The organism is Pseudomonas sp. FP2196 (assembly GCF_030687715.1).
Lineage (GTDB): Bacteria > Pseudomonadota > Gammaproteobacteria > Pseudomonadales > Pseudomonadaceae > Aquipseudomonas.
Map to the genome: position 1 here is coordinate 1,551,505 of NZ_CP117445.1, position 23,657 is coordinate 1,575,161.

Below are 23,657 nucleotides of genomic sequence, written 5' to 3' on the forward strand. Positions count from 1 at the left end.
GATGACAAGATTATTCGCGCAGCCGGTTTATCCCGCGCTGCGTTTTTCGTGCGTGCCAAATCAGAGCCCGCAGGAAACTTGCTTGGAGGGGGAGAACTTTTGCGAAAAGCCCGAGTCTATGTTTGCAAGTCTGGTCGTTTAGTTGTGCAAGTCTCCTCCGGGCTTATCGAGGAGTGTTCATGCTAACCCAGGAAGAGGATCAGCAGCTGGTCGAGCGCGTTCAGCGTGGCGACAAGCGAGCTTTCGATCTGCTGGTGCTGAAATATCAGCACAAAATTCTCGGGTTGATCGTGCGTTTTGTGCACGACACCCATGAAGCCCAGGACGTGGCTCAGGAAGCCTTTATCAAGGCGTATCGAGCACTTGGAAACTTTCGCGGTGACAGTGCGTTTTATACGTGGCTGTACCGTATTGCCATTAACACGGCAAAGAATTATCTGGTTTCACGCGGCCGTCGGCCGCCGGATAGCGATGTAAGTTCCGAAGATGCAGAGTTCTACGACGGCGATCACGGCCTCAAGGACCTCGAGTCACCAGAACGGGCATTGCTGCGGGATGAGATCGAAGGCACCGTCCATCGAACCATTCAGCAACTGCCAGAGGATTTGCGTACGGCTTTAACTTTACGTGAATTCGATGGTCTGAGTTACGAGGACATTGCGAGCGTCATGCAATGTCCGGTGGGTACCGTGCGCTCCCGGATTTTCCGCGCTCGGGAGGCCATCGATAAAGCCCTGCAACCGTTGTTGCAGGAAAACTGAGACAGCGGCGACAGCCAAGAGAGGAACGCCATGAGTCGTGAAGCCCTGCAGGAATCGCTGTCCGCAGTGATGGATAACGAAGCGGACGAACTGGAATTGCGTCGAGTGATCAATGCACTGGACGACGTAGAAACCCGTGAGACCTGGGCTCGTTACCAGATCGCTCGGGCAGCCATGCACAAGGATTTGCTGCTGCCACGTCTGGATATCGCTGCGGCAGTGTCTGCTGCGCTGGAAGACGAATCGGCTCCGGCCAAAGTATCCCGTAGCCCGTGGCGAAACCTTGGCCGTCTGGCTGTTGCAGCCTCGGTCACGGTTGCCGTTCTGGCCGGTGTGCGCCTGTACAACCAGGACGAGATTGCTGGCGTCGAACTGGCGCAGCAATCCAACCAGCCAACCCTGGCCACTCCACAGGTCAAAGGTCCGGCTGTTCTGGCAGGCTATAGTGAGAGTTCGGAAGCCACTGGCCCTATGGCCAACGGCGTACTGCAAGGTCAACCAGGCTGGCATGATCAGCGTCTGCCAGGCTATCTGCGTCAGCACGCTCAACAGGCTGCGCTGAAGGGTACTGAAAGCGCGCTGCCATATGCACGTGCAGCAAGCTTGGAAAACCGTTAAGGAGGATCATGCGCGCCATACCTCTACTTTCGCTTCTGCTGAGTGGCTGGTTCATTGTTCCAGCCCACGCTGACGAGGCCCAGGACTGGTTGACCCGTCTGGGCCAGGCCGAGCAGCAGCAAAGCTTCCACGGTACTTTCGTTTACGAGCGTAATGGTAGTTTTTCTACCCACAACATCTGGCATCGCGTCCAGAATGGCCAGGTCCGCGAGCGTTTACTCCAGCTCGACGGTTCGGCACAGGAAGTCGTGCGCATTGATGGACATACTCAATGCGTAAGCGGCACCCTGATTGCCGGGTTGGGAGATTCTCCCAGCTCTGCCGCTCGTCCTCTCGATCCGCAAAAGCTGAAAAACTGGTATGACCTTGCTGTCATCGGCAAGTCGCGCGTAGCTGGAAGAGACGCAGTGATCGTATCGCTGACGCCTCGGGACCAGCATCGTTACGGTTTTGAGTTGCATCTGGACAAGAAGACCGGTCTGCCGCTGAAGTCGCTGCTGTTGAACGACAAAGGGCAGTTGCTCGAACGATTCCAGTTCACCAGTCTTGATACGGATGATGTTCCGTCGGACAAAGATTTATTGGCTGATGCCGACTGCAAGCCGATTACTATCGATAGTGACAAGGCTTCTGCGGTGAAGACGGCTCAGACTTGGCACTCTGACTGGCTACCGCCAGGTTTCGAGCTGACCAGCAGCACCTCGCACAAAGACCCGGAAACCAAAATTCAGGTCAACAGCCTGCTTTATGACGACGGTCTCGCGCGCTTTTCGGTATTCCTTGAGCCTTTGAACGGCGCGACCGTTACCGACACGCGGACGCAATTGGGTCCGACCGTCGCTGTTTCACGTCGACTCACGACGCCTGATGGCGAAATGATGGTCACGGTGGTCGGTGAGATTCCGATTGGTACTGCCGAACGAATTGCTCTGTCGATGCGCAACACCGATGGCGCTGCAACCAGCAAGCAGTGAGCTGATTTCAGTCATACCCACTTCGTCGTCGAGACGTAGAAATGTTTGCTGAGCATTTTCATTTGCAAATCACCTGAAAGTTTTTTATAGGTCAGAGCCTCACGGCTCTGGCCTTGTTTGTTGTTCCTGGAATAAAACGGCCCGCCTGTGGTTTCCGGTGTCCCTTGTTCCATATCGCTTAAACCTGCTCGTCGTAACGGGAGCTGTATGTCGATACCTAGCTTGAAATCTTATCTCTCCATCTTCGCTACTGTGCTGCTGCTCGGTCAGGCTGTTCCTGCCGCCCAAGCGGCCGATCTGCCGGATTTCACCCAACTGGTCGAACAAGCTTCGCCTGCCGTGGTGAACATCAGTACCACGCAGAAACTGCCTGATCGCAAAGTGAACCAGCAGATGCCTGATCTCGAAGGCCTGCCGCCTATGCTGCGCGAGTTCTTCGAGCGCGGCATGCCGCCTCAACAGCGTTCGCCGGGCGGTGGTCGCCAGCGTGAAGCGCAATCACTGGGTTCGGGCTTCATCATTTCTTCCGATGGCTACATTCTGACCAACAACCATGTGATTGCCGATGCCGACGAAATCCTCGTTCGGCTGGCTGATCGCAGCGAAATGAAAGCCAAACTGATTGGTACTGACCCGCGTTCCGACGTGGCCCTGCTGAAAATCGAAGGCAAGGATCTGCCGGTGCTCAAACTCGGCAAATCCCAGGATCTGAAGGCCGGCCAATGGGTGGTGGCAATCGGTTCGCCTTTCGGCTTTGACCACACCGTGACCCAAGGCATCGTCAGCGCCGTTGGCCGTAGCCTGCCGAACGAAAACTATGTGCCGTTCATCCAGACCGACGTGCCGATCAACCCGGGCAACTCCGGCGGCCCGCTGTTCAACCTGAATGGGGAGGTGGTCGGGATCAACTCGCAGATCTACACCCGTTCCGGTGGCTTCATGGGCGTGTCGTTCGCTATTCCTATCGATGTGGCGATGGATGTTTCCAACCAGCTGAAGAGTGGCGGCAAAGTCAGCCGTGGCTGGCTGGGCGTGGTTATTCAGGAAGTGAACAAGGATCTGGCCGAGTCGTTCGGTCTTGAGAAACCGGCCGGTGCGCTGGTTGCTCAGATCCAGGACGACGGTCCTGCGGCCAAGGGCGGCCTGCAAGTCGGCGACGTGATCCTGAGCATGAACGGCCAGCCGATCGTTATGTCTGCTGATCTGCCACATCTGGTCGGCGCACTGAAGGCCGGTGCGAAAGCCAATCTGGAAGTGATTCGTGAAGGCAAACGCAAAAACGTCGAGTTGACTGTTGGCGCGATTCCGGACGAAGACAAAGAGCTGGGTGCGTTGCCGAAGTCCGGTGCCGAAACCAACAGCAACCGTCTCGGTGTTTCGGTGGGCGAGCTGACCGCCGAGCAAAAGAAAGCCTACGACCTTAAAGGTGGCGTGGTCATCAAGGAAGTGCAGGACGGTCCTGCGGCCCTGATCGGTCTGCAGCCGGGTGATGTCATCACCCACCTGAACAACCAGGCCATCGGTTCCTCCAAGGAGTTCGCCGAGATCGCCAAGGCACTGCCGAAGAACCGTTCGGTGTCGATGCGGGTTCTGCGTCAAGGTCGTGCGAGTTTCATCACCTTCAAACTGGCCGAATAAAAGCCAGTGATAAAAAGAAGCCGCCTCGGAAGAGGCGGCTTTTTTATGTCTGGAGTTTTTATGTCGCGAACATAGATGCTCAGCCCATCATGTCCTTGACCATGCGCTCCTGCTCCATCAACTCGCGCTGGCGGGCGTCAATCCGCGAGGAGAGCGGGAAGTTGCTACCGGCCTTGCGCTTGGCAAAGTCGAGTTGCTGGATCGCCTGACGATAATCGCCAACCAGGGCAAAATATTCGGCGCGCGCCTGGTGCAGGCCAATGATGTTGCCCGACAGGCCACGGGTTTCGGCAACCTGATACCAGACGTCCGGATCATCCGGACGTGATTTGAGCAGGCTTTCCAGTGCCTTCTCGGCATCAGCGGCACGGTTCTGCTTGAGCAGAAGATCGACCCGAACCTGATTCAGCGGATAGTTGCCGGGATATTGCGTGAGCATCCGGTCAACCCGCGACTGCGCATCAGGCAGGCGATTGTTGGTGATGTCCAGATCAACCTGGGCGAGGTTGTAGATGATCTCGTTCGGCGCGCTGACCAACAGTTGTTTGAGGTTCTCTCGCGCTTCATTCAACTGACCGCCCTTGATCTGCGCGATGGCCAGACCATAGCGCGCGACATCGTTTTTCGGATTCTCGTCCAGCTGTGCACGAAAGCGCTTGGCGCCCAGCCCGGGAGTTTCTTCGTAGATCAGTTGCACGCGTGCGCGAATCAGTTGATAGCGCTTGGTGTCTTCGATGCCGCCCGATTTGGCCTGTTCGGCGCGGTTGCGAGTGTCGGCGATACGCGATTCCGTGACCGGGTGAGTCAGGAGGAATTCCGGTGGCTTGGCGTCGAAGCGGTACTGGCGCATCAACCGTTCGAACATGGTTGGCATCGAGCGCGGGTCGTACCCGGCTTTTTCCAGATTGAGGATGCCGATACGGTCGGCTTCCTGTTCGTTCTGGCGGGAGAAGGTCCGTTGCGCCTGAATCGCTGCGGCCTGAGTGCCAGCAATGGTCGCGATGCCGGCGTCACCGCCACCGGCTGCAGCAATCACGATCCCGGCCAGCAGGGCTGCCATCATCGGGACTTGCATGCGCTGCGAAGCTTCGACCCCGCGGGCAAAGTGGCGTTGCGACAAGTGCGCCAGTTCGTGTGCCAGTACCGACGCGTATTCGCCCTCGGTCTGCGCATTCAGAAACAGACCACCATTGACCCCGACCACGCCGCCCGGTGCCGCGAAAGCGTTGAGCTGCGGGCTGTTGATCAGAATGAATTCGAGGCGTCGGTCAGTGACCTGACTGGTTTCCACCAGCTTGTAAACGCTGGATTCGACGTAGTCCTTGAGTTGCGGATCGTTGAGCTGTGAAACCTGGCTGCGCAACATGGCCAGCCACGCCCGGCCGAGCTGGTATTCCTGTTGCGGCGAGACAATGGCAGAACTGGCGTCGCCGAGTGACGGCAGATCGTCGGCAAAGCCCGGTGAGGCGAGCAGGCAAGCGAGCGTCAGCAGGGTAGGGCGCAGAAAAGTCATGCACAAAGCCTTAGAAGACAAAGACCTTACTGTAGCCGGACACCAAGCCTGCGACCAGATATTCTAGGCAGCTCGATGACTTGAACCGGAGTGACGCAATGACTGACGCTGTAGCCCATGAGGTAGAACTGGACGCCAGTGGTCTTAACTGTCCGTTGCCGTTACTCAAGGCAAAAATGGAGCTCAACAAGCTTCAAAGCGGCGACGTGCTCAAGGTGATCGCCACGGATGCAGGCTCGCAGCGCGACTTCCGCACCTTTGCCAAGTTGGCCGGTCATACGCTGCTGCGCGAAGAAGACGACGCGGGCGTCTACCGTTACTGGTTGAAAAAAGCCTGAAACCGACAGCGTAAAAGACCTAAGGATTATTGATGTTCAAAGTGTTACGCGACTGGATTCAGCGCTACTTCTCCGACGAAGAAGCCGTGGTGCTGGCCGTACTGCTGGTGCTGGCTTTTACTGCAGTGCTGACCCTCGGCGGCATGCTGGCCCCTGTGTTGGCCGGGATGGTGCTGGCGTACCTGATGCAGGGGCTGGTGGTCACGCTTGAGCGTCTGCGCGTGCCGGGTGGTGTGGCGGTGGGGCTAGTGTTCGCGCTGTTCATGGGCGTGCTGATGCTCTTTATCGTCGTGGTGTTGCCGCTGCTCTGGCATCAGCTGATCACGCTGTTCAACGAACTGCCGGGCATGCTCGCAAAATGGCAGTCGCTGCTGTTGCTGCTGCCGGAGCGCTATCCGCATCTGGTCTCTGACGAGCAGGTGTTGCAGGCAATCGAGGCCGCGCGCGGCGAGATCGGCAAGTTCGGCCAATGGGCACTGACCTTTTCGCTGTCGAGTCTGCCATTGTTGGTCAATATCATGATCTATCTGGTGTTGGTGCCGATCCTGGTGTTCTTCTTCCTCAAGGATCGGGCAATGATCGGCGAGTGGGTGCGTGGCTATTTACCGCGTGAACGGGCGCTGATCACGCGGGTAGCGCAGGAAATGAACCGGCAGATCGCCAACTACATTCGCGGTAAGGTCATCGAGATCGTGATTTGCGGCGGCGTGACCTACATCGCCTTCGTCGCACTAGGCCTCAACTATGCAGCGCTGCTGGCGTTGCTGGTCGGTGTTTCGGTGGTGGTGCCATATGTCGGCGCGGTCGTAGTGACGGTGCCAGTGCTGCTGATTGCGCTGTTCCAGTGGGGTTGGAGCGACCAGTTCATCTATCTGATGGCGGTCTACGGGATCATCCAGACGCTGGACGGCAACGTGCTGGTGCCGCTGCTGTTTTCCGAGGCGGTCAACCTGCACCCTGTGGCAATTATCTGCGCGGTGCTGTTATTTGGCGGGCTGTGGGGGTTCTGGGGCGTGTTCTTTGCGATTCCCCTGGCGACGCTATTCAAGGCTGTGCTGGACGCGTGGCCGCGCAAGGAACCGGCGGTAGCGCCACTTCTTTAACGGCCTTCGGCAGCTCCTACAGAAACGTATTCCAAATGCAGGAACTGCCGAAAGCTGCGATCTTTTGATCTTAGGCTTTGTACAGAGCCTGAGCCGCAGCCAGCACTGCATCCACATGCCCCGGCACTTTCACACCGCGCCATTCGTGACGCAGCACACCGTCCTTGTCGATCAGGAAAGTGCTGCGATCAACACCCAGGTATTCCTTGCCGTACAGCTTCTTCAGCTTGATCACGTCGAACAGTTGGCAGACCGCTTCGTCCTTGTCGCTGATCAGCTCGAACGGAAACTCCTGCTTGCACTTGAAGTTCTCGTGGGACTTCAGGCTGTCGCGCGAGATGCCGAAGATTTCAGTGTTGGCAGCCTTGAACGCCGCGTACTGATCACGAAAGCCCTGGCCTTCGGTGGTGCATCCGGGGGTGCTGTCCTTCGGATAGAAGTAAATCACCACTTGCTTGCCCTTCAGGGCTGACAGGCTGACGGTTTGCCCGCTGGTGGCAGGTGCTTCGAAATCCGCAACCGGTTGGTCGATGACAACGGCCATGAAAGCTTCCTTACATTGGGTTTTGTGGGCGCCACGGCTCGATCAGGGCGTCGAGGTTCATCGCGTCGGCGAAATCCAGGAACTGATCACGTAGCCAACTGATCTGGGTGCCTGCCGGCAGGGTCACGGTGAACGTGGCGTTGAGCATGGTGCCGCCGGTCTGTGGTGCCTGATAGGTGTCGCAGGTCAGGTTTTCCAGCTCGACGTTATGATCCATGAAGAACTGGCACAGCTCATTGATGATGTCCGGGCGATACGCCGAGCTGACGTAAGCCACGTAAGGCAACGCCTGCGGACGATTTTCCAACGGCGCGCTGCGCACCACATTGACGGTGAAGGCGTGCTTCTTGGCGAGACCCGACAGGCTGCCTTCCAGACGCGCGAGGGCGTCCCAACTGCCAGAGATCTCGAGGATCAGCGCACTGCACTCGCCGTGGCGGGTCAGGCGGGAAGTAACCACGGCGCAGCGATTTTCATGGCTGGCGCGGCACAGGACGTTAGTCAGCTCCATGGGGTTGGCGCCGAGGGCACTGATAACAAGGAATTGTTCGCGAACTGTGGGGGTGGACATGCAGCATTCCTAAAGCGATGAGCGGTCGGTAGGTTGACGGGCGTTGGTCGCCGGGGGAGGGCCTCTGCCCATTCAGGCTGCCCGTTCAGAGAACCCCGACAAGCGCTCGAGGCTCGCTCCACAGAAGCGGGAGCGCGTCGATGCGACGCAGGAACGGGGTCTGGGAGGCCGAAAAGGAGGGCTGGAACCCGGCATACAAGCTGATCAGTACCGATCAAAGTCTGAAGGGTAGCGAAAAGCGACGCCAAGGGGAATGGCGGCTGCGCAGTACTTTGCTTGTGCAAGCATCTTGGCGCCAGTACCATTACCGCTCTCTTTTTCCGGCAGGAGCGGTTTCATGATTGCGGGCAGTATGGTGGCACTGGTCACTCCCATGGATGCACAAGGGCGTCTTGACTGGGACAGCCTCAGCAAACTCGTGGACTTCCATCTCAAGAACGGCACCCATGCCATTGTCGCGGTCGGCACCACCGGCGAGTCGGCAACCCTTGATGTAGAAGAACATATCGCCGTCATCAAAGCCGTGGTCAAACAGGTTGCCGGGCGCATTCCGGTCATCGCCGGCACTGGCGCCAACTCGACCCGCGAAGCCGTCGAATTGACCCGCAATGCCAAAGAAGCCGGTGCCGATGCCTGCCTGCTGGTGGTTCCGTATTACAACAAGCCGACTCAGGAAGGCCTGTACCAGCACTTCAAACACATCGCCGAAGCGGTCGATATCCCACAGATTCTCTACAACGTTCCTGGCCGCACCTCTTGCGACATGCAGGCCGAGACTGTGATTCGGCTATCCACCGTGCCGAACATCATCGGCATCAAGGAAGCCACTGGCGACCTGAAGCGTGCCAAAGCGATTATCGACGGCGTGAGCAAAGACTTCATCGTGCTGTCCGGCGATGATCCGACCGCGGTCGAGCTGATCCTGCTGGGCGGCAAAGGCAATATCTCTGTTACCGCCAACGTCGCTCCGCGCGAAATGGCTGATCTGTGCGAGGCCGCGCTCAAGGGCGACGCCGACACCGCACGGGCGATCAACGAAAAACTGATGCCGCTGCACAAGGACCTGTTCATCGAAGCCAACCCGATTCCGGTGAAATGGGCTTTGGTTGAAATGGGCCTGATGCACGAAGGCATCCGCCTGCCGCTGACCTGGCTGAGCGCACCTTGTCATGAAACGCTTCGCTCGGCCCTGCGCCAGTGCAGCGTCCTGGTTTAATTGAGGAAGTACAACGCATGAAGCGAATGGCCGGACTTTCCGCACTTGCCTTGATTATCTCCAGCACCAGTGGCTGCGGATGGGTCTGGGGCCCGGAAGGTTATTTCCGTGACCGTGGTAGCGATTACCTGGAAGCGCAACAGACTGCACCGATGCAACTGCCACCGGATGTCAGCACCTCCAAGCGTCTGGATCCGCTGCTGCCGATCCCGCGCAACGTTGCTGACGATACCGCCAAGGGCGAGTACGTGGTTCCACGTCCTCAACCGCTGTCGGCGATCGCCGATGCCACCGACTACTCGCTGCAGAAGAGTGGCGATTCTCGTTGGGTAATGGCTCAGCACCCACCGGCCGAAGTCTGGCCAGTGGCTGTGCAGTTTTTCCAGGACAACGGTTTCCGTCTGGATGAGCAGCGTCCGCAAACTGGCGAGTTCACCACCACCTGGCAGCATTCCGACGAACTGTCCGCCGCCATGGCCAAGCGCCTGAGCGCGGCCGGTATCGCCAGCGACAGCGAAACCCGCGTTCGCGTGCGTATCGAGCCGGGCGTGCAGCGCAATACCAGTGAAATTTACGTGGTCAGCGCCGAGCGGCCTGCCGGCAGCACTGCCGACGTGGCCTTTACCAATCGTTCGGTCAACACTGGCCTGGACGCAGCGTTGGTCGACGATATGCTCGCGAGCATGAGCCGTATCGCCGAGAAGGGCGGTTCGGTGTCGATGCTGGCTTCGCGTGATTTCGATACCCCGAGCCGTGTCAGCCTCAGCGAAGACGGCAGCGGTAACCCGGTGTTGAACGTCGGTACCGATCTGGATCGCGCCTGGTCGAGCGTCGGCCGTGCGCTGGAGCAGGGCGAATGGCGCGTTGAAGACATCAACCGCAGTCTGGGCCTGTACTACATCAACCTGGCCGAAAAAGCCGAGAAGAAAGACGACAAGCCTGGTTTCTTCAGCAGCCTGTTCGGCAGTGCGCCGAGCAAGGAAGAAGTTGAAGCCCGTGCCGAGCGTTATCAGGTTCGCCTGAGCAAGGTTGGCGAGAACATTCAGGTGACCGTCGAGAAAAACATCAACACCGTCGCGCCGGCTGAAGTGGCGCGCAAAGTGTTGAGCGTCATTCAGGACAACCTGGGCTGATCCAATGCGTTTTGCCGTTCTCGGCAGCGGTAGCCAAGGGAACGGCACGCTGATCGCCAGTGCTGATACGTATGTGCTGGTGGATTGTGGTTTTTCCCTGCGGGAAACCGAAAAACGCTTGTTGCGTCTGGGTGTGAACCCGGCGCAACTGAGCGCGATACTCGTAACCCACGAACATGCCGACCACGTGCATGGCGTGGGTTTGCTGTCTCGGCGCTACAATCTGCCGGTCTACCTCAGTCGCGGCACACTGCGCGGGATGCGCAAACCGATTGAACCCGCAGGCTTTCTGGCTGGCGGCGAGCAACTGCAGATCGGTGCACTGAACATCGGGGTCATTGCCGTGGCCCATGATGCGCAGGAGCCGACCCAGTATGTATTCAGTGACAACGAACAGCGGCGCTTCGGCCTGCTGACCGACCTGGGTTCCTACTGCGAGCGGGTGCTGGACGGTTACCGGGATCTCGATGCGTTGATGATCGAATCCAACCATTGTCGTGACATGCTGGCCCGTGGTCACTACCCGTACTTTCTCAAGCAGCGGGTGGGCGGCGAGCTGGGACATTTGAACAACCATCAGGCGGCATTCCTGGTGTCCGAGTTGGGCTGGCAGGGTCTCCAACACCTGGTCCTGGCCCATCTGAGCAGCAAGAACAACATGCCGCAGCTGGCCCGGCAATGTTTTGTCGACACCCTCGGGTGCGACCCGGACTGGCTGCAACTGGCCGATCAAGATTCAGGGCTCGACTGGCGCCACATCGCCTAGCCCACCTACTTAGCAAGCGGAGCCCATCATGGAAAAACGTGAAGAACTCTACCGCGGCAAAGCCAAATCGGTTTACAAGACCGACGACGCTGACCGCTTGATCCTGCTGTTTCGCAACGACACCTCGGCGTTCGACGGCAAGCGCATCGAGCAGCTCGACCGCAAAGGCATGGTGAACAACAAGTTCAACGCCTTCATCATGCAGAAACTCGAAGCGGCCGGCATTCCGACCCAATTCGACAAGCTTCTGGGCGACAACGAGTGCCTGGTGAAGAAGCTCGACATGATCCCGGTCGAGTGCGTCGTGCGTAACTACGCCGCCGGCAGCCTGGTAAAACGCCTGGGCGTCGAAGAAGGCATGAAGCTCAACCCGTACACCTTCGAGTTGTTCCTGAAGGACGACGCCAAGGGCGACCCGTTCATCAACGAATCCCACGTTGTGGCATTCGGCTGGGGCACCGCCGAGCAACTGGCTCGCATGAAGGAACTGTCGCTCAAGGTCAACGAAGTGTTGACCAAGCTGTTCGATGACGCCGGCCTGCTGCTGGTCGACTTCAAGCTTGAATTCGGCGTGTTCAGCGACGGCTCCATCGTCCTGGGTGACGAATTCAGCCCGGACGGCTGCCGTCTGTGGGACAAGGACACCAAGAAGAAGATGGACAAAGACCGCTTCCGCCAAGGCCTCGGTGACGTTATCGAAGCTTACGAAGAAGTCGCCAATCGTCTGGGCGTACCGCTTTAATCGACGCAAGCATCTGATAGCACGGAAAAAATTTGCGAAAGGGGGTTCGCTTTCGGCAAAAGTGTTGTTATGATGCGCGCCGTTGGAGAGATGCCAGAGTGGCCGAATGGGACGGATTCGAAATCCGTTGTACCTTCACCGGTACCTAGGGTTCGAATCCCTATCTCTCCGCCATTACATAGAAAAAGCCCTGTAGCTGAGAAGTTACGGGGCTTTTTCGTATTTGGGCGAATAGCAAAGTCGGCCAACCGCTATTTTTCGGTTTTTGATCGTCCACTTCTTGGGTCTTGGTGAAACAGCCTTAACTGCGTCATCAATCCAATACAGAAAAGCCCCGTGGATGAAGATCCACGGGGCTTTTTCATTTGCGGGTTTTATCTGTCTCAGTCAAATCTCCCTAACCGGCGTCTCCCCCGTAGCACCCTTGATCAACTCGATCACGTGCAAACAATCCGCCTTGTTCACGTACGACTCGCCGCTGGCGATGGTTTCGTGATTGCCTGCGCGCAGCCTCCAGCGCCATTGGCCTTTGCCGGTGCTTGGGGTGCCTCTGGATTGCCTGTAAATCTCGAAATACATTCAGTTCGCTCCATGCGATTTGTTCGTGCGACAACCTGTGTGGCGCATCGACGCAAGCCTAGCGCAGGCGGTTATTTTGGCTATCGGACATTTGTTTCCAATCGTTCGCGGATGTTTCTGTGCTCCTCTAAATCTCACCTGCTGCGCATGTTGATGGACGGCAGCCCAGTAGACTTTCTACACTGCGGGCAGTCTGGGGATGGGGGCAATGGATGAACCGCAATGAACTACGCAAGGCCGATATCAACCTGATGGTGGTGTTCGAGACGTTGATGCTCGAACGCAACGTGACCCGGGCGGCAGAGAAGCTGTTTCTCGGCCAGCCAACCATCAGTTCGGCGCTCAACCGTTTACGCACGATGCTCAACGATCCGTTGTTTATCCGAGTCGGCCACCGCATGGAGCCGACGGCCCGCGCCGAAGATATCTTTCGCCACCTCAAGCCTGCGCTGGATTCGCTGTCAGTGGCGCTGAGCCTGACCCGCGATTTCGATCCGGCGGTGAGCACCATGACGTTCCGCATCGGTCTGTCCGATGACGTCGAGTTCGGCCTGTTGCCGCCGCTGTTGCGTGCGCTGCGCCAGGAGGCGCCGAATGTGGTGTTTGTGGTGCAACACGTCGACTACTGGCGGATTCCCGATCTGCTGGCCGCCGGCGACATCACCGTCGGTATCAGCCAGACCCGCGGTCTGCCGGCCAATGCCAAGCGCAAACTGCTGCGGCATATCCAGCCAAGCATCCTGCGTGCCGACGCTTCGCCGACACCGCTGACCCTTGATGAATATTGCGCGCGCCCGCACGTGCTGGTGTCCCACACGGCCAACGTCAGCGGTTTCGCCGATGAGTGGCTGGCAGAGCTAGGACGTACCCGCCAGGTCGTGCTGTCGGTGCCGCAATACAGCGCATTGCCGGCGCTGTTGGCCGGCACGGACCTGATCGCCAGCCTGCCGGATTACACGGCCGCAGCCATGGCTACCTCCGGATTGCTGTTCAAGGAGCCGTTCCCATTCAAGACGCCGACGCTGGACCTGTCGATGGTCTGGCTCAGCCACGTCGACAGCGACCCGGCCGAGCGCTGGTTACGTTCACGGCTTGAAGCGTTCATGAGCGAGCGGCCGATCACACCGCCCTGAGCCGGCGCTGTGTTATATGTACGCCCTTTCTGCCGACTGACTGGAGCAACCCAATGCCACACCTGCACATGGAATACACCGCCAACCTGCCGCAGTTGAACGCCGACGTTGCGTTGATCCGGCTCAACAACACGTTGGTGGGGTCCGGTCAGTTCGCGGCAGAGTTCGATATCAAGAGCCGCGCGATCAAGGTGGAAAGCTTCAAGGTCGGTACCGCCATGGGCGAGCGCGCTTTCGTGCATGTGAAGCTGGCGCTGCTCAGCGGCCGTTCGCCGGAGATCAAGAAGCAGCTTTCGCAAAGCCTGCTGGCAGTGTTGCAGGATCTTTGCGAATGGCCCGCGGGCGTCGAAGTGCAATTGTGTGTCGAGTTGCTCGATATTGATCGTGAGTCCTACAGCAAAACTGCCATCGGCGTGTAAGGCTCAGGCTGCTTCCAATTCGCTGCACACCTTGATCACCTGCTCGCGCAGCCAGACGTTGGCGCTGTCCTGATCAGCGCTCTGGCTCCATTGCATGTCGAGGGTGAACCCCGGCAAGCCATTGGGCGCCTCGCAGTGATTAAACACCGCTTCGCTGGTCAGTAAACGCTGAATGCGCCGGGGCAGGGTGAGGATGAAGTCGGTGCCGGTGATCATCTTCAACGCAGCGCTGTAGCTGTTCGATCGCGCCACGATCTGACGCTTCTGCGCCTGCCGTGCCAGCCAGCCATCGACCATGTTGGTGGTGGATGTCCACGGGGTCGGAAACACATGCCGACGCTCGGTGAAGGCTTGCAGGCTCAGGCGTGGTTCCAGTGGCGTGGCGCGCTTGTCGAAGACGCAGACCAGATCATCTTCGAGCAGCATCCGCGACTTAAGGTCAGTGTGGTTGCGGTGAAAATGGGGGCCGAAACTGATCACCAGGTCGAGGCTGCCGTCGCGTAACTCGTCGGCCGGCACGTCGGTTTCGAACTTGTGCATGTTGACTACCACCGGCAAGTCATCGAAGTCGAAGCGCTTCAACAGACGCGGCAGGATCAGTTGCTCGAAGTATTCCGGGGCGCAGATGTTGAATGTGACGGCTTGTCGCGTCGGATCAAACACCGGGGCGCCGGCGTGGCACAGGTTGATGCATTCGAGAATTTTCTGCACATGGCCGTACATGCTGCTGGCCTTGTAGGTCGGGCGCATGCCGGTACGGGTGTTGATGAACAGTTCGTCTTCGAAACTGGTGCGCAGTTTTTTCAGGCAGTAACTGACGGTGGACTGGCTGACAAACAGCGTTTCCGAAACATCGGTGACGCTGCTCTGCTCATACACGGCGATAAACACCATGAGATCCTGCATGTCGAGCTTTCGAAGCAAGTTACTGTTCAGCATCCGTTCTGTCTCACTGTGCTCCTTGCGCTGAGATCCGCGCAAACGTGTGCGAATGATCCTAACGGAACGATGGTGCCAGGAGAACGCCCTGTAGGACATTTCACGGATACATGTGGGACAGAAAGTTTTAGGAACACGACGTCATTGATCAATGTGCGCAAAGATGGCCAGAGGCCTCTAGCTCGCGCGCCTCTGCAATCATTGAATATGCCGCGCGTACTGCCGGGGATCGAAGCGCAACACCATCAGGAGCATGGCCACCATCACTGCGGTCAGTGCCCACCAAGCCCATTCGAAGCTGCCCAGTTGATCGCGAACCATCCCGGCGAGCAGTGGCGAGAGACCGGCAATCAGATACCCAATGCCCTGGACGAATGCAGTCAGGTGCCCGGCGCGCTGAGGATTGTCTAGGTGGTCGAGCGAGACGATCAGGCTCATCGGGAATAACCCGCCGATGCCCAGGCCCAGCAAGCAGGGCCACAGTAGCCAGAGGTGTTGGGGGCTGAGAGTCAGGCCGCAGAAACCGGCAATGATCAGGCCGAGCAGAGCCATCAGCACCGCGCGCCGGTCGCGGTTACGGTTGGCGATGGCCGGCACTATCAGTCCGGAAATAACCTCCATGGCTGTCAGAAAACCCAGCAACAGACCGGCGCTTTCTTCGCTCCATCCTTTCTCGATGTAGTACGGCGCCAACCAGGCGAGCACACAGGTGTAGGACGCTGTCCCCAGGCCGAAGAAGATTGCGAGTAACCAGGCGCGGGAATTGGCGAAAAACGATTCTTTCTTCGGCATGGCACTCACGGCATTCGACAGTGAGGAGCGTTGCGCCCCCCAGAACAGCAACGCCAGCAGTGCCAGCGCCGCCCAAATCGCCAGCCCCACCCGCCAGTGACCGGTTTGCCCCATCATCAGCGGGGCGAACGAGGCTGCAAGCGCCGCGCCGCCCATGATCGACGTCACGTACAAGCCCATGCACAGCGCCACGTTATTGGGGAAATGCGACTTGATCAGCGCCGGCATCAACGCCTGAATCAAGGCAATGCCGATCCCCGCCAACACAGCGCTGACAATCAACTCTGCCGCAGAATCGACAAACAGCCGCGACAGTGTCGCCAATGCAATGATCAGCAGCGACAGCAGCACCGTGCGCTGTTCACCCAGTCGCTGACTGATGCCGATGCCGAAGAACATCGCCAGACCCATGGCCATCACCGGCAGCATGGTCAGCAAAGACGCTAGGCTGAAGCTCAACGCAATGTCGCCGCGAATTGCCGACAGCAGCGGCCCGATTGCCGCCATCGACGGGCGCAGATTGAGCGCGACTAGAATGATGGCGATCATCAGCCAGACGGCAGGGCGGGCGGTGGCGCGAACGTTTTCCATCTTCAGGCCTTGGATTGCGGGGCTGAGGATTAGGCGCTCGATGCCGTCCAAGGGGCAAACCAGAAAATCCATGGCCCCACCCAAAAATCAAATACCCCCGATTCCCTGTAGGAGCTGCCGCAGGCTGCCATCTTTTGATTCTTTAAAAACAAGATCAAAAGGTCGCAGCCTGCGGTAGCTCCTACAGGGGAGCGTAGTGTTCGCTGAACGAGAACTGAATCATTCTCAAATACTTCACAAGTCTGGATGTAATACCCGGAGCCAACTAATTGTTGGCGTCTTTTTCACAAAAAATTGATGGTTGCGCGCCTAAAGTTTGTCATGCCCTGGTTAATGAATTTTTCACAGTTAGCCACCGCTCTTCTTTTCAGGAATTGCCAACCTCTATGTTGAAGTTAAAAGTCGTGCGCCCGGAATGGGTGACGTTGATTGCCAGCGCCTTTCTTTTGCTCGGCTTCAACTTTGTGCTCTGGCAGCACCTCTTCGAGATTACCGCCGCAGACGGCAAGGGCATCGCCATGCGCGTGGCTTTCGGGGTGATGATCTTCGCGGCGTTCAACATCGTGCTGACGTTTCTGGCCTTTCGTCCGCTGCTTAAACCGGTGCTGACGTTGATGTTTTTGATCAGCGCCGGTGTGGCTTATTTCATGAGCCAATATGGCGTGATGATTGACGCGGGCATGTTGCGCAATTTTGCCGAAACCAATGTCACGGAAGTGCGTGATCTGCTGTCTTTGAAGTTGTTTGCTTATATATTCTTGCTTGGAGTTTTACCGTCCTGGTTGTTATGGAAAGTTCCGGTCAGCTATCGTCGCTGGCATCAGGAGTTGTTCAGCAAAGTTATCGTCAGCGTGGCCTCGGTTGCGGTCATCGGTGGTGTGGCGCTGGCGAACTATCAAGGCCTGTCGTCGCTGTTTCGCAATCACCATGAATTGCGTTTGATGCTGGTGCCGAGCAACTACATCGGCGCCTCGGCCGGCTACCTGCGTGAGCAGGTTGTCTCAGCGCAGCAACCCTTCGTCAAGATCGGCGAAGACGCGCAGCGCAACCCGGATCTGCATCTTCAGCCGCGCAAATCCCTGACCGTGCTGGTGGTGGGTGAAAGCGCGCGTGCCGAGAACTTCGGCATTCTCGGCTACGACCGAGACACCACGCCGCAGCTGGACAAGGAAGCGGGGCTGATCGCTTTCACCGACGTGCATTCCTGCGGCACTGAAACGGCCGTCTCGGTGCCATGCATGTTCTCCAACATGGGCCGCAAGGATTACGACGCCAGTAAAGCGAAGAACGAAGAAGGCCTGCTCGATGTGCTCAAGCGTGCCGGCATCGACGTGATCTGGCGCGATAACCAGTCCGGCTGCAAGGGCACTTGTGATCGTGTCACCTTGCAGGATGTCAGCAATTTGAAAGACCCGACGCTGTGCGCCAACAGTGAATGCCGCGACGAAATCCTGCTGCAAGGTCTGCAAAGCTTTATCGATCATCTGGACAAGGACACCGTGTTGGTCCTGCACCAGATGGGCAGCCACGGTCCGGAGTACTTCAAGCGATATCCAAAGGAGTACGAGCACTTCACGCCTGTCTGTGAAAGCAATGCACTGAACAATTGCAGCCGCGAAAGTATCGTCAACGGTTACGACAATACGCTGGTCTACACCGACCATGTGCTGTCGAGCCTGATTGATGTGTTGCGTAACAATCAGGACAAAGTTGATACCGCGATGTTGTACCTGTCCGATCACGGCGAGTCGCTGGGCGAGTACAACCTGTTCCTGCACGGCACGCCTTACATGCTCGCGCCGGAGCAACAGAAACATGTCGCGATGCTGGCCTGGTTCTCCGACAACTATCAGAAAGCCTATTCGGTCGACACCCATTGTCTGCAAATGAGCCGCGACAAACCGCTGAGCCAGGACAACCTGTTCCATTCGATGCTTGGCCTGCTGGAAGTGCGCAGCAAGGTGTATCAGCCGGGGCTGGATATGTTCGCCGGTTGCCGTGGTGCAGTGATCGACGGCGTGCTGGCCAAGGACTGAGCGGGTTTTCACCGGTCAGCTCTGTAGGCGCAGCCTGCGGCAGCTCCTACACGTTACGGGCCTGTCTGTTTTCTCTGTCAGACTATTCTTTCTCTCTGGCAGGACATTTCGTTACAGCTCTTGCCCTTCGCAGGCGCGTAAATCGCCAGTGGCGATATATACTGCGCGCCATTCTTCAAGGGAGAGCCGTGTGGCCATCGATATTCACTGGATTCGCGACAACGAAAGCCTCGCGCAATTTTGCGCCGAGTGGCAGCAGCTGCCTTTCGTGGCCCTCGACACCGAATTCATGCGGGTCGACACCTTCTACCCGATTGCCGGCCTGTTGCAGGTTGGTGACGGCAAACGCGCTTACCTGATTGATCCGCTGACCATCAATGCCTGGCAACCGCTGGCCGCACTGCTGGAAAACCCGGCGGTGCTCAAAGTCTTGCACGCGTGCAGCGAAGATCTCGAAGTCCTGCTGCGCCTGACCGGCAGCCTGCCGTCACCGATGTTCGACACCCAACTGGGCGCCGCTTATCTGAACCTCGGGTTCTCGATGGGCTATTCGCGGTTGGTGCAGGCCGTGCTCGGCATCGAATTGCCAAAAGGCGAAACCCGCTCCGACTGGCTGCAGCGTCCGTTGTCCGACACGCAAATCAGCTACGCCGCCGAAGATGCCGTGCATCTGGCAGAGGTTTTCGTACAACTGCGGCCGAAACTGTCTGACGAAAAATTTGCCTGGGTGCTGGAGGACGGCGCCGAACTGGTCGCCAACCTGCGCCGGGAAACCGACCCGTACGAGGTTTATCGCGAGGCCAAACTGGCGTGGAAACTGTCCCGTGCGCAACTGGCCGTGTTGCGCGAGCTGTGCGCCTGGCGCGAGCGCGAAGCCCGCGCCCGCGACCTGCCGCGCAACCGTATCGTCCGTGAGCACTCGCTGTGGCCGCTGGCCCGCACGCAACCGGACTCCCTCAGTGCGCTGGGCAAGATTGAAGACATGCACCCGCGTACCGTGCGTCAGGACGGCGAATTTCTGCTTGATCTGATCAAGCGCTCTGGCAGTGTGGGGCCTGATCAATGGCCGCCCGCCGTGCCGGAGCCGTTGCCGATCGAAGCGGCTGCGCTGATCAAGCAGCTGCGCGCCCTGGGGCAGGCCGAGGCCGAGCGCCTGGATATCGCGCCAGAACTGATGCTGCGCAAGAAAACCCTCGAAGCGCTGGTCAAAAGCGGCTTTCCCGAGGGTCCTTACCAATTGCCTGAGTCGCTGCGTGGCTGGCGCCGCGAACTCATGGGCCAGAAGCTGCTCGACAGCCTGGCCACCGCCGGAGAACAGCCTTGAAACGTATTTGCTCCATTTACCAAAGCTCGAAACGCAGCGGCATGTACCTTTACGTGCTCAAAAGCGATGCGCTTGAGCGCGTGCCAGAAGCACTGATGCTGGCCTTCGGCAAACCGAAACACTCGTTCGATCTGGTGTTGTCGCCGGAGCGCAAGCTGGCCAGTGAAGACATCGTCTTGGTCCTGGAAAACCTCGACAAGCAGGGCTATCACCTGCAAATGCCACCGGCCGAGGACGAGTACATCGAGCACTTGCCCGAAGAGTTGCTGCGACGCAACGACCCGGTTTGATCGACGAGGCCCTGTTCTGGGCCTCTGCTAACCCTGGAACTGTTTTTACCGCGATGGCCGCCCTGAATCCGGCGGCCATCTGCACGGTTTGCGAAAGGTTTGAAGATGCGCGTTCTGATTGCTGAACACGACCACGCGATATACGCCCGGCTGCTGCAACACGCAGCGCCGGAACTCGAAGTGCTGACCAGCGGCGACTCCGCTGAACTGGCCCGCAAGGCCGCCGATTGCCCGGTGTGGCTGGGGCAGCCGGATCTGCTCGCGACCCTGTTGCGTCAGGGCCATCAACCGCAATGGCTGCAATCGACTTGGGCCGGCATCACGCCGCTGCTCGCCGACGGCCTGCGCCGGGATTACCGCTTGACCCGCGCGGTGGGGATTTTTGGCCAGGTGATGGCCGAATACGTGCTGACTTACATGCTCGGCCACGAACGGGAAGTGCTGGCGCGACTGGTCAGCCAGGTCGAGCGCAAGTGGGACAACCGCACCGGCCAGAGCCTGGTCGGGCGCAAGGTGCTGATTGTCGGCACCGGTGATATTGGCCAAAGCGTAGCGCAGTTTCTGTTGCCGTTCGGCGTCGAACTGTACGGCATCGCCAGCAGCGCACGCGAGCAGGCACCGTTTGTTGAAATCGGCTCGATGGCTGATCTGCCACGGCTGGTGGGCGAAGTGGATTACGTGGTCAATCTGCTGCCGAACACGGCGCATACCCACGACATCTACGACGCAGCGCTGTTCAAACAATTCAAGCCGACCGGGTTGTTCATCAACGTCGGGCGCGGCGTGGCGGTGGTTGATGCGGATCTGGTGGAAGCCCTGAAGGAAGGGCATCTGGCGGGCGCGGTGATCGACGTTTGCCGTCAGGAACCGTTGCCGCAACGTCATCCGTTCTGGACGGCGTGGGGCCTGCTGCTGACGGGTCACAGCTCGGCACCGACGTCACCGGCGTTGATGGTGCAGTTGTTTGTCGAGAACCTGAAGGCGTATCAGGCGGGCGAAGCGTTGCGCGGGGAAGTGGATTTCAACCGCGGGTATTGAGTTGTTATGAAAAGATCGCAGCCTTCGGCAGCTCCTACAGAGATCAATGTAGGAGCTGCCGAAGGCTGCGATCTTTTGCTTTTAGAGGGTGAAATCGCCTTCAGCCGCCAGTTCGCTCAGTGGACGACGGGGGCTCGGCTCTTCGCGCGCTTGCAGGTACTCGGCCAGTGTCGACTTGTCGCCGAGTTTGCCGACGGCGACCGCCGCATGCAGTGCATAGCCTTCAGGAATATTCAGCTCTTTGCGCGTCAGCTCCTGATCGAAGCCGGCCATGCCGTGGGTGTGCCAGCCGCTGATGCTCGCTTGCAGCGCCAGATGGCCCCATGCCGAACCGGTGTCGAACGTGCTCCACAGCGCCGGAGTTTCTTCAGTGGCACCCGGCACGGCGAACGTGGTTTTCGAGATCACGATCACCAGCGCCGAAGCGTGTTGCGCCCAGCCGCGGTTGAACTCGTTGAGCAGGCCCAGATAACGTTCCCAGTTCGGCGTATCGCGACGCGCGTAGAGAAAGCGCCACGGCTGCGAGTTGTAGGCCGAAGGTGCCCAGCGTGCGGCTTCGAAGAAGCTCAGCAGGGTTTCTTCCGGGATCGCTTCGCCGGTAAAGGCGCGGGGCGACCAGCGATCAGTGAACTGCGGGTGAATGGCGTAATCGGCGACGCGAGGGTTGGCACTCATCAAGAGATTCCTTGCTACGTTTGAGTAATAAAACCGTGGCAAAACCCTACTTGGCGGCGATTGGGCTGACAAGCACGATTTACCGACAGTCGCCAGCGCTTGGCCCACAAGGCCTTGGGCACTAGACTGGCGGCCTTTTCACCACCTGATGTTGATGCTTGAGCCATGGCCGCCAAAGTCGAACCGTTCTGGATACGAAAAACCCTCGATCAACTGGATCACGAGGAGTGGGAATCGCTGTGCGACGGCTGCGGTCTGTGCTGCCTGCAAAAGCTCGAAGATGAAGAAGACAACAGCGTCTATTACACGCGTATCGCCTGCAAACTGCTGGATCTGAAAACCTGCCAGTGCAGCGATTACCCGAATCGCATCAAGTTTGTCCCAGACTGCATCCAGCTCACTCCAGGTCAGGCCGAAGAATTCAAATGGCTGCCGCCGACCTGCGGTTATCGATTGGTCAGCGAAGGCAAGGATCTGCCACTGTGGCATCACCTGGTGTGCGGTGACCGCGATGCGGTGCACCACGAGCGGATTTCCCAGTCCGGGCGCATGCTCGCCGAAGGCAGCGTGCCGGAGGATGACTGGGAAGATCACCTGATTTTCCGGGCTGGCTAGACGCCCACCGATTCCAGTTTCAACAAGGAGTGTGTATGGCTGTGGGACTGCGGCGAGGGGTGATCGCCGGGCTGCTGGTGCTGAGTGGGCCGGTGTGGGCGGCGAAGAAAGTCGATCTGGATTATCACGTGCGCCTGTTACCGCAGAGTGATCAGGCCGAAGTGCGCCTGACCCTGGCCAAAGGCGAAGCGGTGCGCAGCCTCGATTTCGACCTCGGCGACGGCAGTCACTACAGCGACTTCAAGGCCGACGGTCAATGGCTGCTGACACCGGGCAAGCAGGCACGCGGCGTCTGGCGTCCGGCCAGCAACCAGTCCAGCCTGACCTACCGCGTGCGCATCAGCCACGGCCGCAAGAACGGCAGCTTCGACACGCGCATGACCCCGACTTGGGCTTTGATGCGCGGCGACGAACTGGTGCCGCCGGCCAGGCTTGATCAGCAGGACGGCACCGAGCTGGTCTCGCGCCTGCAATTCGAATTGCCTGACGGCTGGAAAAGCATCGAAACCGCTTGGCCACGCGTTGGCAACAATAAATTCCGCATCGACAATCCTTCGCGCCTGTTCGACCGTCCGACCGGGTGGATGCTCGCAGGGCATCTCGGCAGTCGTCGCACTCGCCTGGGCGAAACCGAAGTCACCGTGGCCTCGCCGCAAGGGCAGGGCATGCGCCGGATGGATGTGCTGACCTTGCTGACGTTTGTCTGGCCGCAAGTGCAGGCGCTCTATCCACGGCATCCGACGAAACTGTTGATCGTCGGTGCCAGCGACCCGATGTGGCGCGGCAGCCTCGGCGCGCACGAGTCGATCTACCTCAACACGCGGTTGCCGCTGGTCAGCGAAAACGGCAGCAGTGCGCTGGTTCGCGAGTTGGCGCAGGTGTTCGGGCGGATCAATGACGAGCAGCGCAGTGACTGGATCAGTGAGGGTTTTGCCGAGTATTACGCGATCGAACTGGTGCGCCGGGCGGGTGGCATGAGTGATGAGCGTTATCAGAGTTTGCAGGCGAAGCTCGCCAGGGATGGCGAGAAGGTCAAAACGCTGCGCGGCGAGCAGATCAGCCCGGCGCAAATCTCAAAAGCGGTGGTGGTGTTGCAGGAGCTGGATCGCGAGATTCGCCTGAAGACCCGCAACAAGCGTTCGCTGGATGATGTGTTGCGCGGGGCGATGCATTTGGGGACGGTGAGTACCAAGGCGTTTGTGCAACTGGCCGAGAGTGTTCTGGGCGAGTCCTCCAAGGTTCTGGATACTGCTTTACTGCAGTAACACCGCTATCGCGAGCAGGCTCACTCCTACAGGGGAACGCATTC

Annotated in this window: 25 protein-coding genes and 1 tRNA gene; 19 read left to right on the forward strand and 7 right to left on the reverse strand. The window is 58.7% G+C overall.

Translation table 11 applies throughout. From position 1 onward, the window contains the following. Window positions 1-179 precede the first annotated feature (179 nt). The 4 genes from rpoE (at window position 180) to PSH79_RS06980 (ending at window position 3,991) form a co-directional block, all read left to right on the forward strand. Window positions 180-761, forward strand: a complete 582-nt coding sequence (rpoE, locus tag PSH79_RS06965; RefSeq protein WP_003172477.1) for an RNA polymerase sigma factor RpoE — start codon at window positions 180-182, stop codon at window positions 759-761. Between the two features lie 30 nt (window positions 762-791). After that, window positions 792-1,379, forward strand: a complete 588-nt coding sequence (locus PSH79_RS06970) for a sigma-E factor negative regulatory protein (protein ID WP_305441883.1) — start codon at window positions 792-794, stop codon at window positions 1,377-1,379. An 8-nt stretch (window positions 1,380-1,387) separates the two neighbouring features. Next, window positions 1,388-2,353 carry a MucB/RseB C-terminal domain-containing protein gene (locus PSH79_RS06975; RefSeq protein WP_305441884.1) on the forward strand — a complete coding sequence of 322 codons (966 nt, stop codon included), beginning with the start codon at window positions 1,388-1,390 and terminating at the stop codon, window positions 2,351-2,353. Between the two features lie 207 nt (window positions 2,354-2,560). Next, complete coding sequence (locus tag PSH79_RS06980) at window positions 2,561-3,991, forward strand: DegQ family serine endoprotease (RefSeq protein WP_305441886.1); 1,431 nt, start codon at window positions 2,561-2,563, stop codon at window positions 3,989-3,991. Between the two features lie 79 nt (window positions 3,992-4,070). Here the strand turns inward: PSH79_RS06980 and PSH79_RS06985 are convergent, their stop codons facing one another. Next, complete coding sequence (locus tag PSH79_RS06985) at window positions 4,071-5,504, reverse strand: M48 family metalloprotease (protein ID WP_305441888.1); 1,434 nt, start codon at window positions 5,502-5,504, stop codon at window positions 4,071-4,073. 98 nt (window positions 5,505-5,602) lie between these two features. Between PSH79_RS06985 and PSH79_RS06990 the strand changes: the two genes are divergently transcribed. Together PSH79_RS06990 and PSH79_RS06995 are read left to right on the forward strand one after the other, a co-directional pair. After that, window positions 5,603-5,842 (forward strand): sulfurtransferase TusA family protein, encoded by a 240-nt coding sequence (locus PSH79_RS06990; RefSeq protein WP_305441889.1) that lies wholly within the window; start codon window positions 5,603-5,605, stop codon window positions 5,840-5,842. Between the two features lie 32 nt (window positions 5,843-5,874). Then, window positions 5,875-6,945, forward strand: a complete 1,071-nt coding sequence (locus PSH79_RS06995; RefSeq protein ID WP_305441890.1) for an AI-2E family transporter — start codon at window positions 5,875-5,877, stop codon at window positions 6,943-6,945. A 70-nt stretch (window positions 6,946-7,015) separates the two neighbouring features. Here the strand turns inward: PSH79_RS06995 and PSH79_RS07000 are convergent, their stop codons facing one another. Both PSH79_RS07000 and PSH79_RS07005 read right to left on the reverse strand, forming a co-directional pair. After that, the gene (locus PSH79_RS07000) at window positions 7,016-7,489 is read right to left on the reverse strand and encodes a peroxiredoxin (RefSeq protein WP_305441891.1); all 474 of its coding nucleotides are present in this window, start codon (window positions 7,487-7,489) and stop codon (window positions 7,016-7,018) included. A gap of 10 nt (window positions 7,490-7,499) precedes the next feature. Next, window positions 7,500-8,060, reverse strand: a complete 561-nt coding sequence (locus tag PSH79_RS07005) for a glycine cleavage system protein R (RefSeq protein WP_095187707.1) — start codon at window positions 8,058-8,060, stop codon at window positions 7,500-7,502. A 337-nt stretch (window positions 8,061-8,397) separates the two neighbouring features. On the opposite strand from PSH79_RS07005, the gene dapA reads away from it, so the two are divergent. From dapA to PSH79_RS07030, 5 genes are all read left to right on the forward strand, one after another. Further along, window positions 8,398-9,276 carry a 4-hydroxy-tetrahydrodipicolinate synthase gene (dapA, locus tag PSH79_RS07010; protein WP_187680168.1) on the forward strand — a complete coding sequence of 293 codons (879 nt, stop codon included), beginning with the start codon at window positions 8,398-8,400 and terminating at the stop codon, window positions 9,274-9,276. 17 nt (window positions 9,277-9,293) lie between these two features. After that, a complete protein-coding gene (gene bamC / locus PSH79_RS07015) occupies window positions 9,294-10,409 on the forward strand; it encodes an outer membrane protein assembly factor BamC (protein ID WP_305441892.1) in 1,116 nt (371 codons plus the stop codon). 4 nt (window positions 10,410-10,413) lie between these two features. Then, window positions 10,414-11,175 carry an MBL fold metallo-hydrolase gene (locus PSH79_RS07020; RefSeq protein WP_187680170.1) on the forward strand — a complete coding sequence of 254 codons (762 nt, stop codon included), beginning with the start codon at window positions 10,414-10,416 and terminating at the stop codon, window positions 11,173-11,175. 28 nt (window positions 11,176-11,203) lie between these two features. After that, window positions 11,204-11,917 carry a phosphoribosylaminoimidazolesuccinocarboxamide synthase gene (gene purC, locus PSH79_RS07025; protein ID WP_305441894.1) on the forward strand — a complete coding sequence of 238 codons (714 nt, stop codon included), beginning with the start codon at window positions 11,204-11,206 and terminating at the stop codon, window positions 11,915-11,917. An 84-nt stretch (window positions 11,918-12,001) separates the two neighbouring features. After that, window positions 12,002-12,091 (forward strand) — tRNA-Ser (locus PSH79_RS07030). 213 nt (window positions 12,092-12,304) lie between these two features. Here the strand turns inward: PSH79_RS07030 and PSH79_RS07035 are convergent. Beyond that, window positions 12,305-12,496, reverse strand: a complete 192-nt coding sequence (locus PSH79_RS07035; RefSeq protein ID WP_187680173.1) for a DUF1508 domain-containing protein — start codon at window positions 12,494-12,496, stop codon at window positions 12,305-12,307. 212 nt (window positions 12,497-12,708) lie between these two features. On the opposite strand from PSH79_RS07035, the gene PSH79_RS07040 reads away from it, so the two are divergent. Further along, window positions 12,709-13,629, forward strand: a complete 921-nt coding sequence (locus PSH79_RS07040; protein ID WP_305441895.1) for a LysR substrate-binding domain-containing protein — start codon at window positions 12,709-12,711, stop codon at window positions 13,627-13,629. Window positions 13,630-13,682: 53 nt separating this feature from the next. Further along, window positions 13,683-14,048 (forward strand): 5-carboxymethyl-2-hydroxymuconate Delta-isomerase, encoded by a 366-nt coding sequence (locus PSH79_RS07045; protein WP_305441896.1) that lies wholly within the window; start codon window positions 13,683-13,685, stop codon window positions 14,046-14,048. Between the two features lie 3 nt (window positions 14,049-14,051). On the opposite strand, the gene PSH79_RS07050 is transcribed toward PSH79_RS07045, so the two are convergent. Further along, window positions 14,052-14,987, reverse strand: a complete 936-nt coding sequence (locus PSH79_RS07050; protein ID WP_305441897.1) for a LysR family transcriptional regulator — start codon at window positions 14,985-14,987, stop codon at window positions 14,052-14,054. Between the two features lie 198 nt (window positions 14,988-15,185). Then, a complete protein-coding gene (locus PSH79_RS07055) occupies window positions 15,186-16,370 on the reverse strand; it encodes a cyanate transporter (RefSeq protein WP_305441898.1) in 1,185 nt (394 codons plus the stop codon). Window positions 16,371-16,756: 386 nt separating this feature from the next. Here PSH79_RS07055 and PSH79_RS07060 point away from each other — a divergent pair, with 386 nt between their 5' ends. The 4 genes from PSH79_RS07060 (at window position 16,757) to PSH79_RS07075 (ending at window position 21,058) form a co-directional block, all read left to right on the forward strand. Then, window positions 16,757-18,406 carry a phosphoethanolamine transferase gene (locus PSH79_RS07060; protein WP_305441899.1) on the forward strand — a complete coding sequence of 550 codons (1,650 nt, stop codon included), beginning with the start codon at window positions 16,757-16,759 and terminating at the stop codon, window positions 18,404-18,406. Window positions 18,407-18,596: 190 nt separating this feature from the next. Beyond that, on the forward strand, window positions 18,597-19,730 hold the full coding sequence (gene rnd / locus PSH79_RS07065; RefSeq protein WP_305441900.1) for a ribonuclease D: 1,134 nt from the start codon (window positions 18,597-18,599) through the stop codon (window positions 19,728-19,730). After that, on the forward strand, window positions 19,727-20,020 hold the full coding sequence (locus tag PSH79_RS07070) for a YcgL domain-containing protein (protein WP_158954030.1): 294 nt from the start codon (window positions 19,727-19,729) through the stop codon (window positions 20,018-20,020). Before rnd ends, PSH79_RS07070 begins: the two co-directional genes overlap by 4 nt. Window positions 20,021-20,125: 105 nt before the next feature. Next, window positions 20,126-21,058, forward strand: coding sequence for a D-2-hydroxyacid dehydrogenase (locus PSH79_RS07075; protein ID WP_305441901.1), 933 nt, complete (start codon window positions 20,126-20,128; stop codon window positions 21,056-21,058). Window positions 21,059-21,139: 81 nt separating this feature from the next. Here the strand turns inward: PSH79_RS07075 and PSH79_RS07080 are convergent, their stop codons facing one another. Further along, on the reverse strand, window positions 21,140-21,733 hold the full coding sequence (locus tag PSH79_RS07080) for a nitroreductase family protein (protein WP_305441902.1): 594 nt from the start codon (window positions 21,731-21,733) through the stop codon (window positions 21,140-21,142). Window positions 21,734-21,898: 165 nt separating this feature from the next. Here PSH79_RS07080 and PSH79_RS07085 point away from each other — a divergent pair, with 165 nt between their 5' ends. Further along, entirely contained in the window at window positions 21,899-22,348 is a 450-nt protein-coding gene (locus PSH79_RS07085) for a YcgN family cysteine cluster protein (protein ID WP_025110643.1), read from the forward strand. Window positions 22,349-22,383: 35 nt separating this feature from the next. After that, the gene (locus PSH79_RS07090; RefSeq protein WP_305441903.1) at window positions 22,384-23,613 is read left to right on the forward strand and encodes a hypothetical protein; all 1,230 of its coding nucleotides are present in this window, start codon (window positions 22,384-22,386) and stop codon (window positions 23,611-23,613) included. The last annotated feature ends 44 nt before the right edge of the window (window positions 23,614-23,657 follow it).

Coding starts and splice junctions, on each gene's coding strand:
- rpoE (WP_003172477.1), top strand. CDS start 180: ATGCTAACCCAGGAAGAGGATCAGCAGCTGGTCGAGCGCGTTCAGCGT.
- PSH79_RS06970 (WP_305441883.1), top strand. CDS start 792: ATGAGTCGTGAAGCCCTGCAGGAATCGCTGTCCGCAGTGATGGATAAC.
- PSH79_RS06975 (WP_305441884.1), top strand. CDS start 1,388: ATGCGCGCCATACCTCTACTTTCGCTTCTGCTGAGTGGCTGGTTCATT.
- PSH79_RS06980 (WP_305441886.1), top strand. CDS start 2,561: ATGTCGATACCTAGCTTGAAATCTTATCTCTCCATCTTCGCTACTGTG.
- PSH79_RS06985 (WP_305441888.1), bottom strand. CDS start 5,504: ATGACTTTTCTGCGCCCTACCCTGCTGACGCTCGCTTGCCTGCTCGCC.
- PSH79_RS06990 (WP_305441889.1), top strand. CDS start 5,603: ATGACTGACGCTGTAGCCCATGAGGTAGAACTGGACGCCAGTGGTCTT.
- PSH79_RS06995 (WP_305441890.1), top strand. CDS start 5,875: ATGTTCAAAGTGTTACGCGACTGGATTCAGCGCTACTTCTCCGACGAA.
- PSH79_RS07000 (WP_305441891.1), bottom strand. CDS start 7,489: ATGGCCGTTGTCATCGACCAACCGGTTGCGGATTTCGAAGCACCTGCC.
- PSH79_RS07005 (WP_095187707.1), bottom strand. CDS start 8,060: ATGTCCACCCCCACAGTTCGCGAACAATTCCTTGTTATCAGTGCCCTC.
- dapA (WP_187680168.1), top strand. CDS start 8,398: ATGATTGCGGGCAGTATGGTGGCACTGGTCACTCCCATGGATGCACAA.
- bamC (WP_305441892.1), top strand. CDS start 9,294: ATGAAGCGAATGGCCGGACTTTCCGCACTTGCCTTGATTATCTCCAGC.
- PSH79_RS07020 (WP_187680170.1), top strand. CDS start 10,414: ATGCGTTTTGCCGTTCTCGGCAGCGGTAGCCAAGGGAACGGCACGCTG.
- purC (WP_305441894.1), top strand. CDS start 11,204: ATGGAAAAACGTGAAGAACTCTACCGCGGCAAAGCCAAATCGGTTTAC.
- PSH79_RS07035 (WP_187680173.1), bottom strand. CDS start 12,496: ATGTATTTCGAGATTTACAGGCAATCCAGAGGCACCCCAAGCACCGGC.
- PSH79_RS07040 (WP_305441895.1), top strand. CDS start 12,709: ATGAACCGCAATGAACTACGCAAGGCCGATATCAACCTGATGGTGGTG.
- PSH79_RS07045 (WP_305441896.1), top strand. CDS start 13,683: ATGCCACACCTGCACATGGAATACACCGCCAACCTGCCGCAGTTGAAC.
- PSH79_RS07050 (WP_305441897.1), bottom strand. CDS start 14,987: ATGCTGAACAGTAACTTGCTTCGAAAGCTCGACATGCAGGATCTCATG.
- PSH79_RS07055 (WP_305441898.1), bottom strand. CDS start 16,370: ATGGAAAACGTTCGCGCCACCGCCCGCCCTGCCGTCTGGCTGATGATC.
- PSH79_RS07060 (WP_305441899.1), top strand. CDS start 16,757: ATGTTGAAGTTAAAAGTCGTGCGCCCGGAATGGGTGACGTTGATTGCC.
- PSH79_RS07075 (WP_305441901.1), top strand. CDS start 20,126: ATGCGCGTTCTGATTGCTGAACACGACCACGCGATATACGCCCGGCTG.
- PSH79_RS07080 (WP_305441902.1), bottom strand. CDS start 21,733: ATGAGTGCCAACCCTCGCGTCGCCGATTACGCCATTCACCCGCAGTTC.
- PSH79_RS07085 (WP_025110643.1), top strand. CDS start 21,899: ATGGCCGCCAAAGTCGAACCGTTCTGGATACGAAAAACCCTCGATCAA.
- PSH79_RS07090 (WP_305441903.1), top strand. CDS start 22,384: ATGGCTGTGGGACTGCGGCGAGGGGTGATCGCCGGGCTGCTGGTGCTG.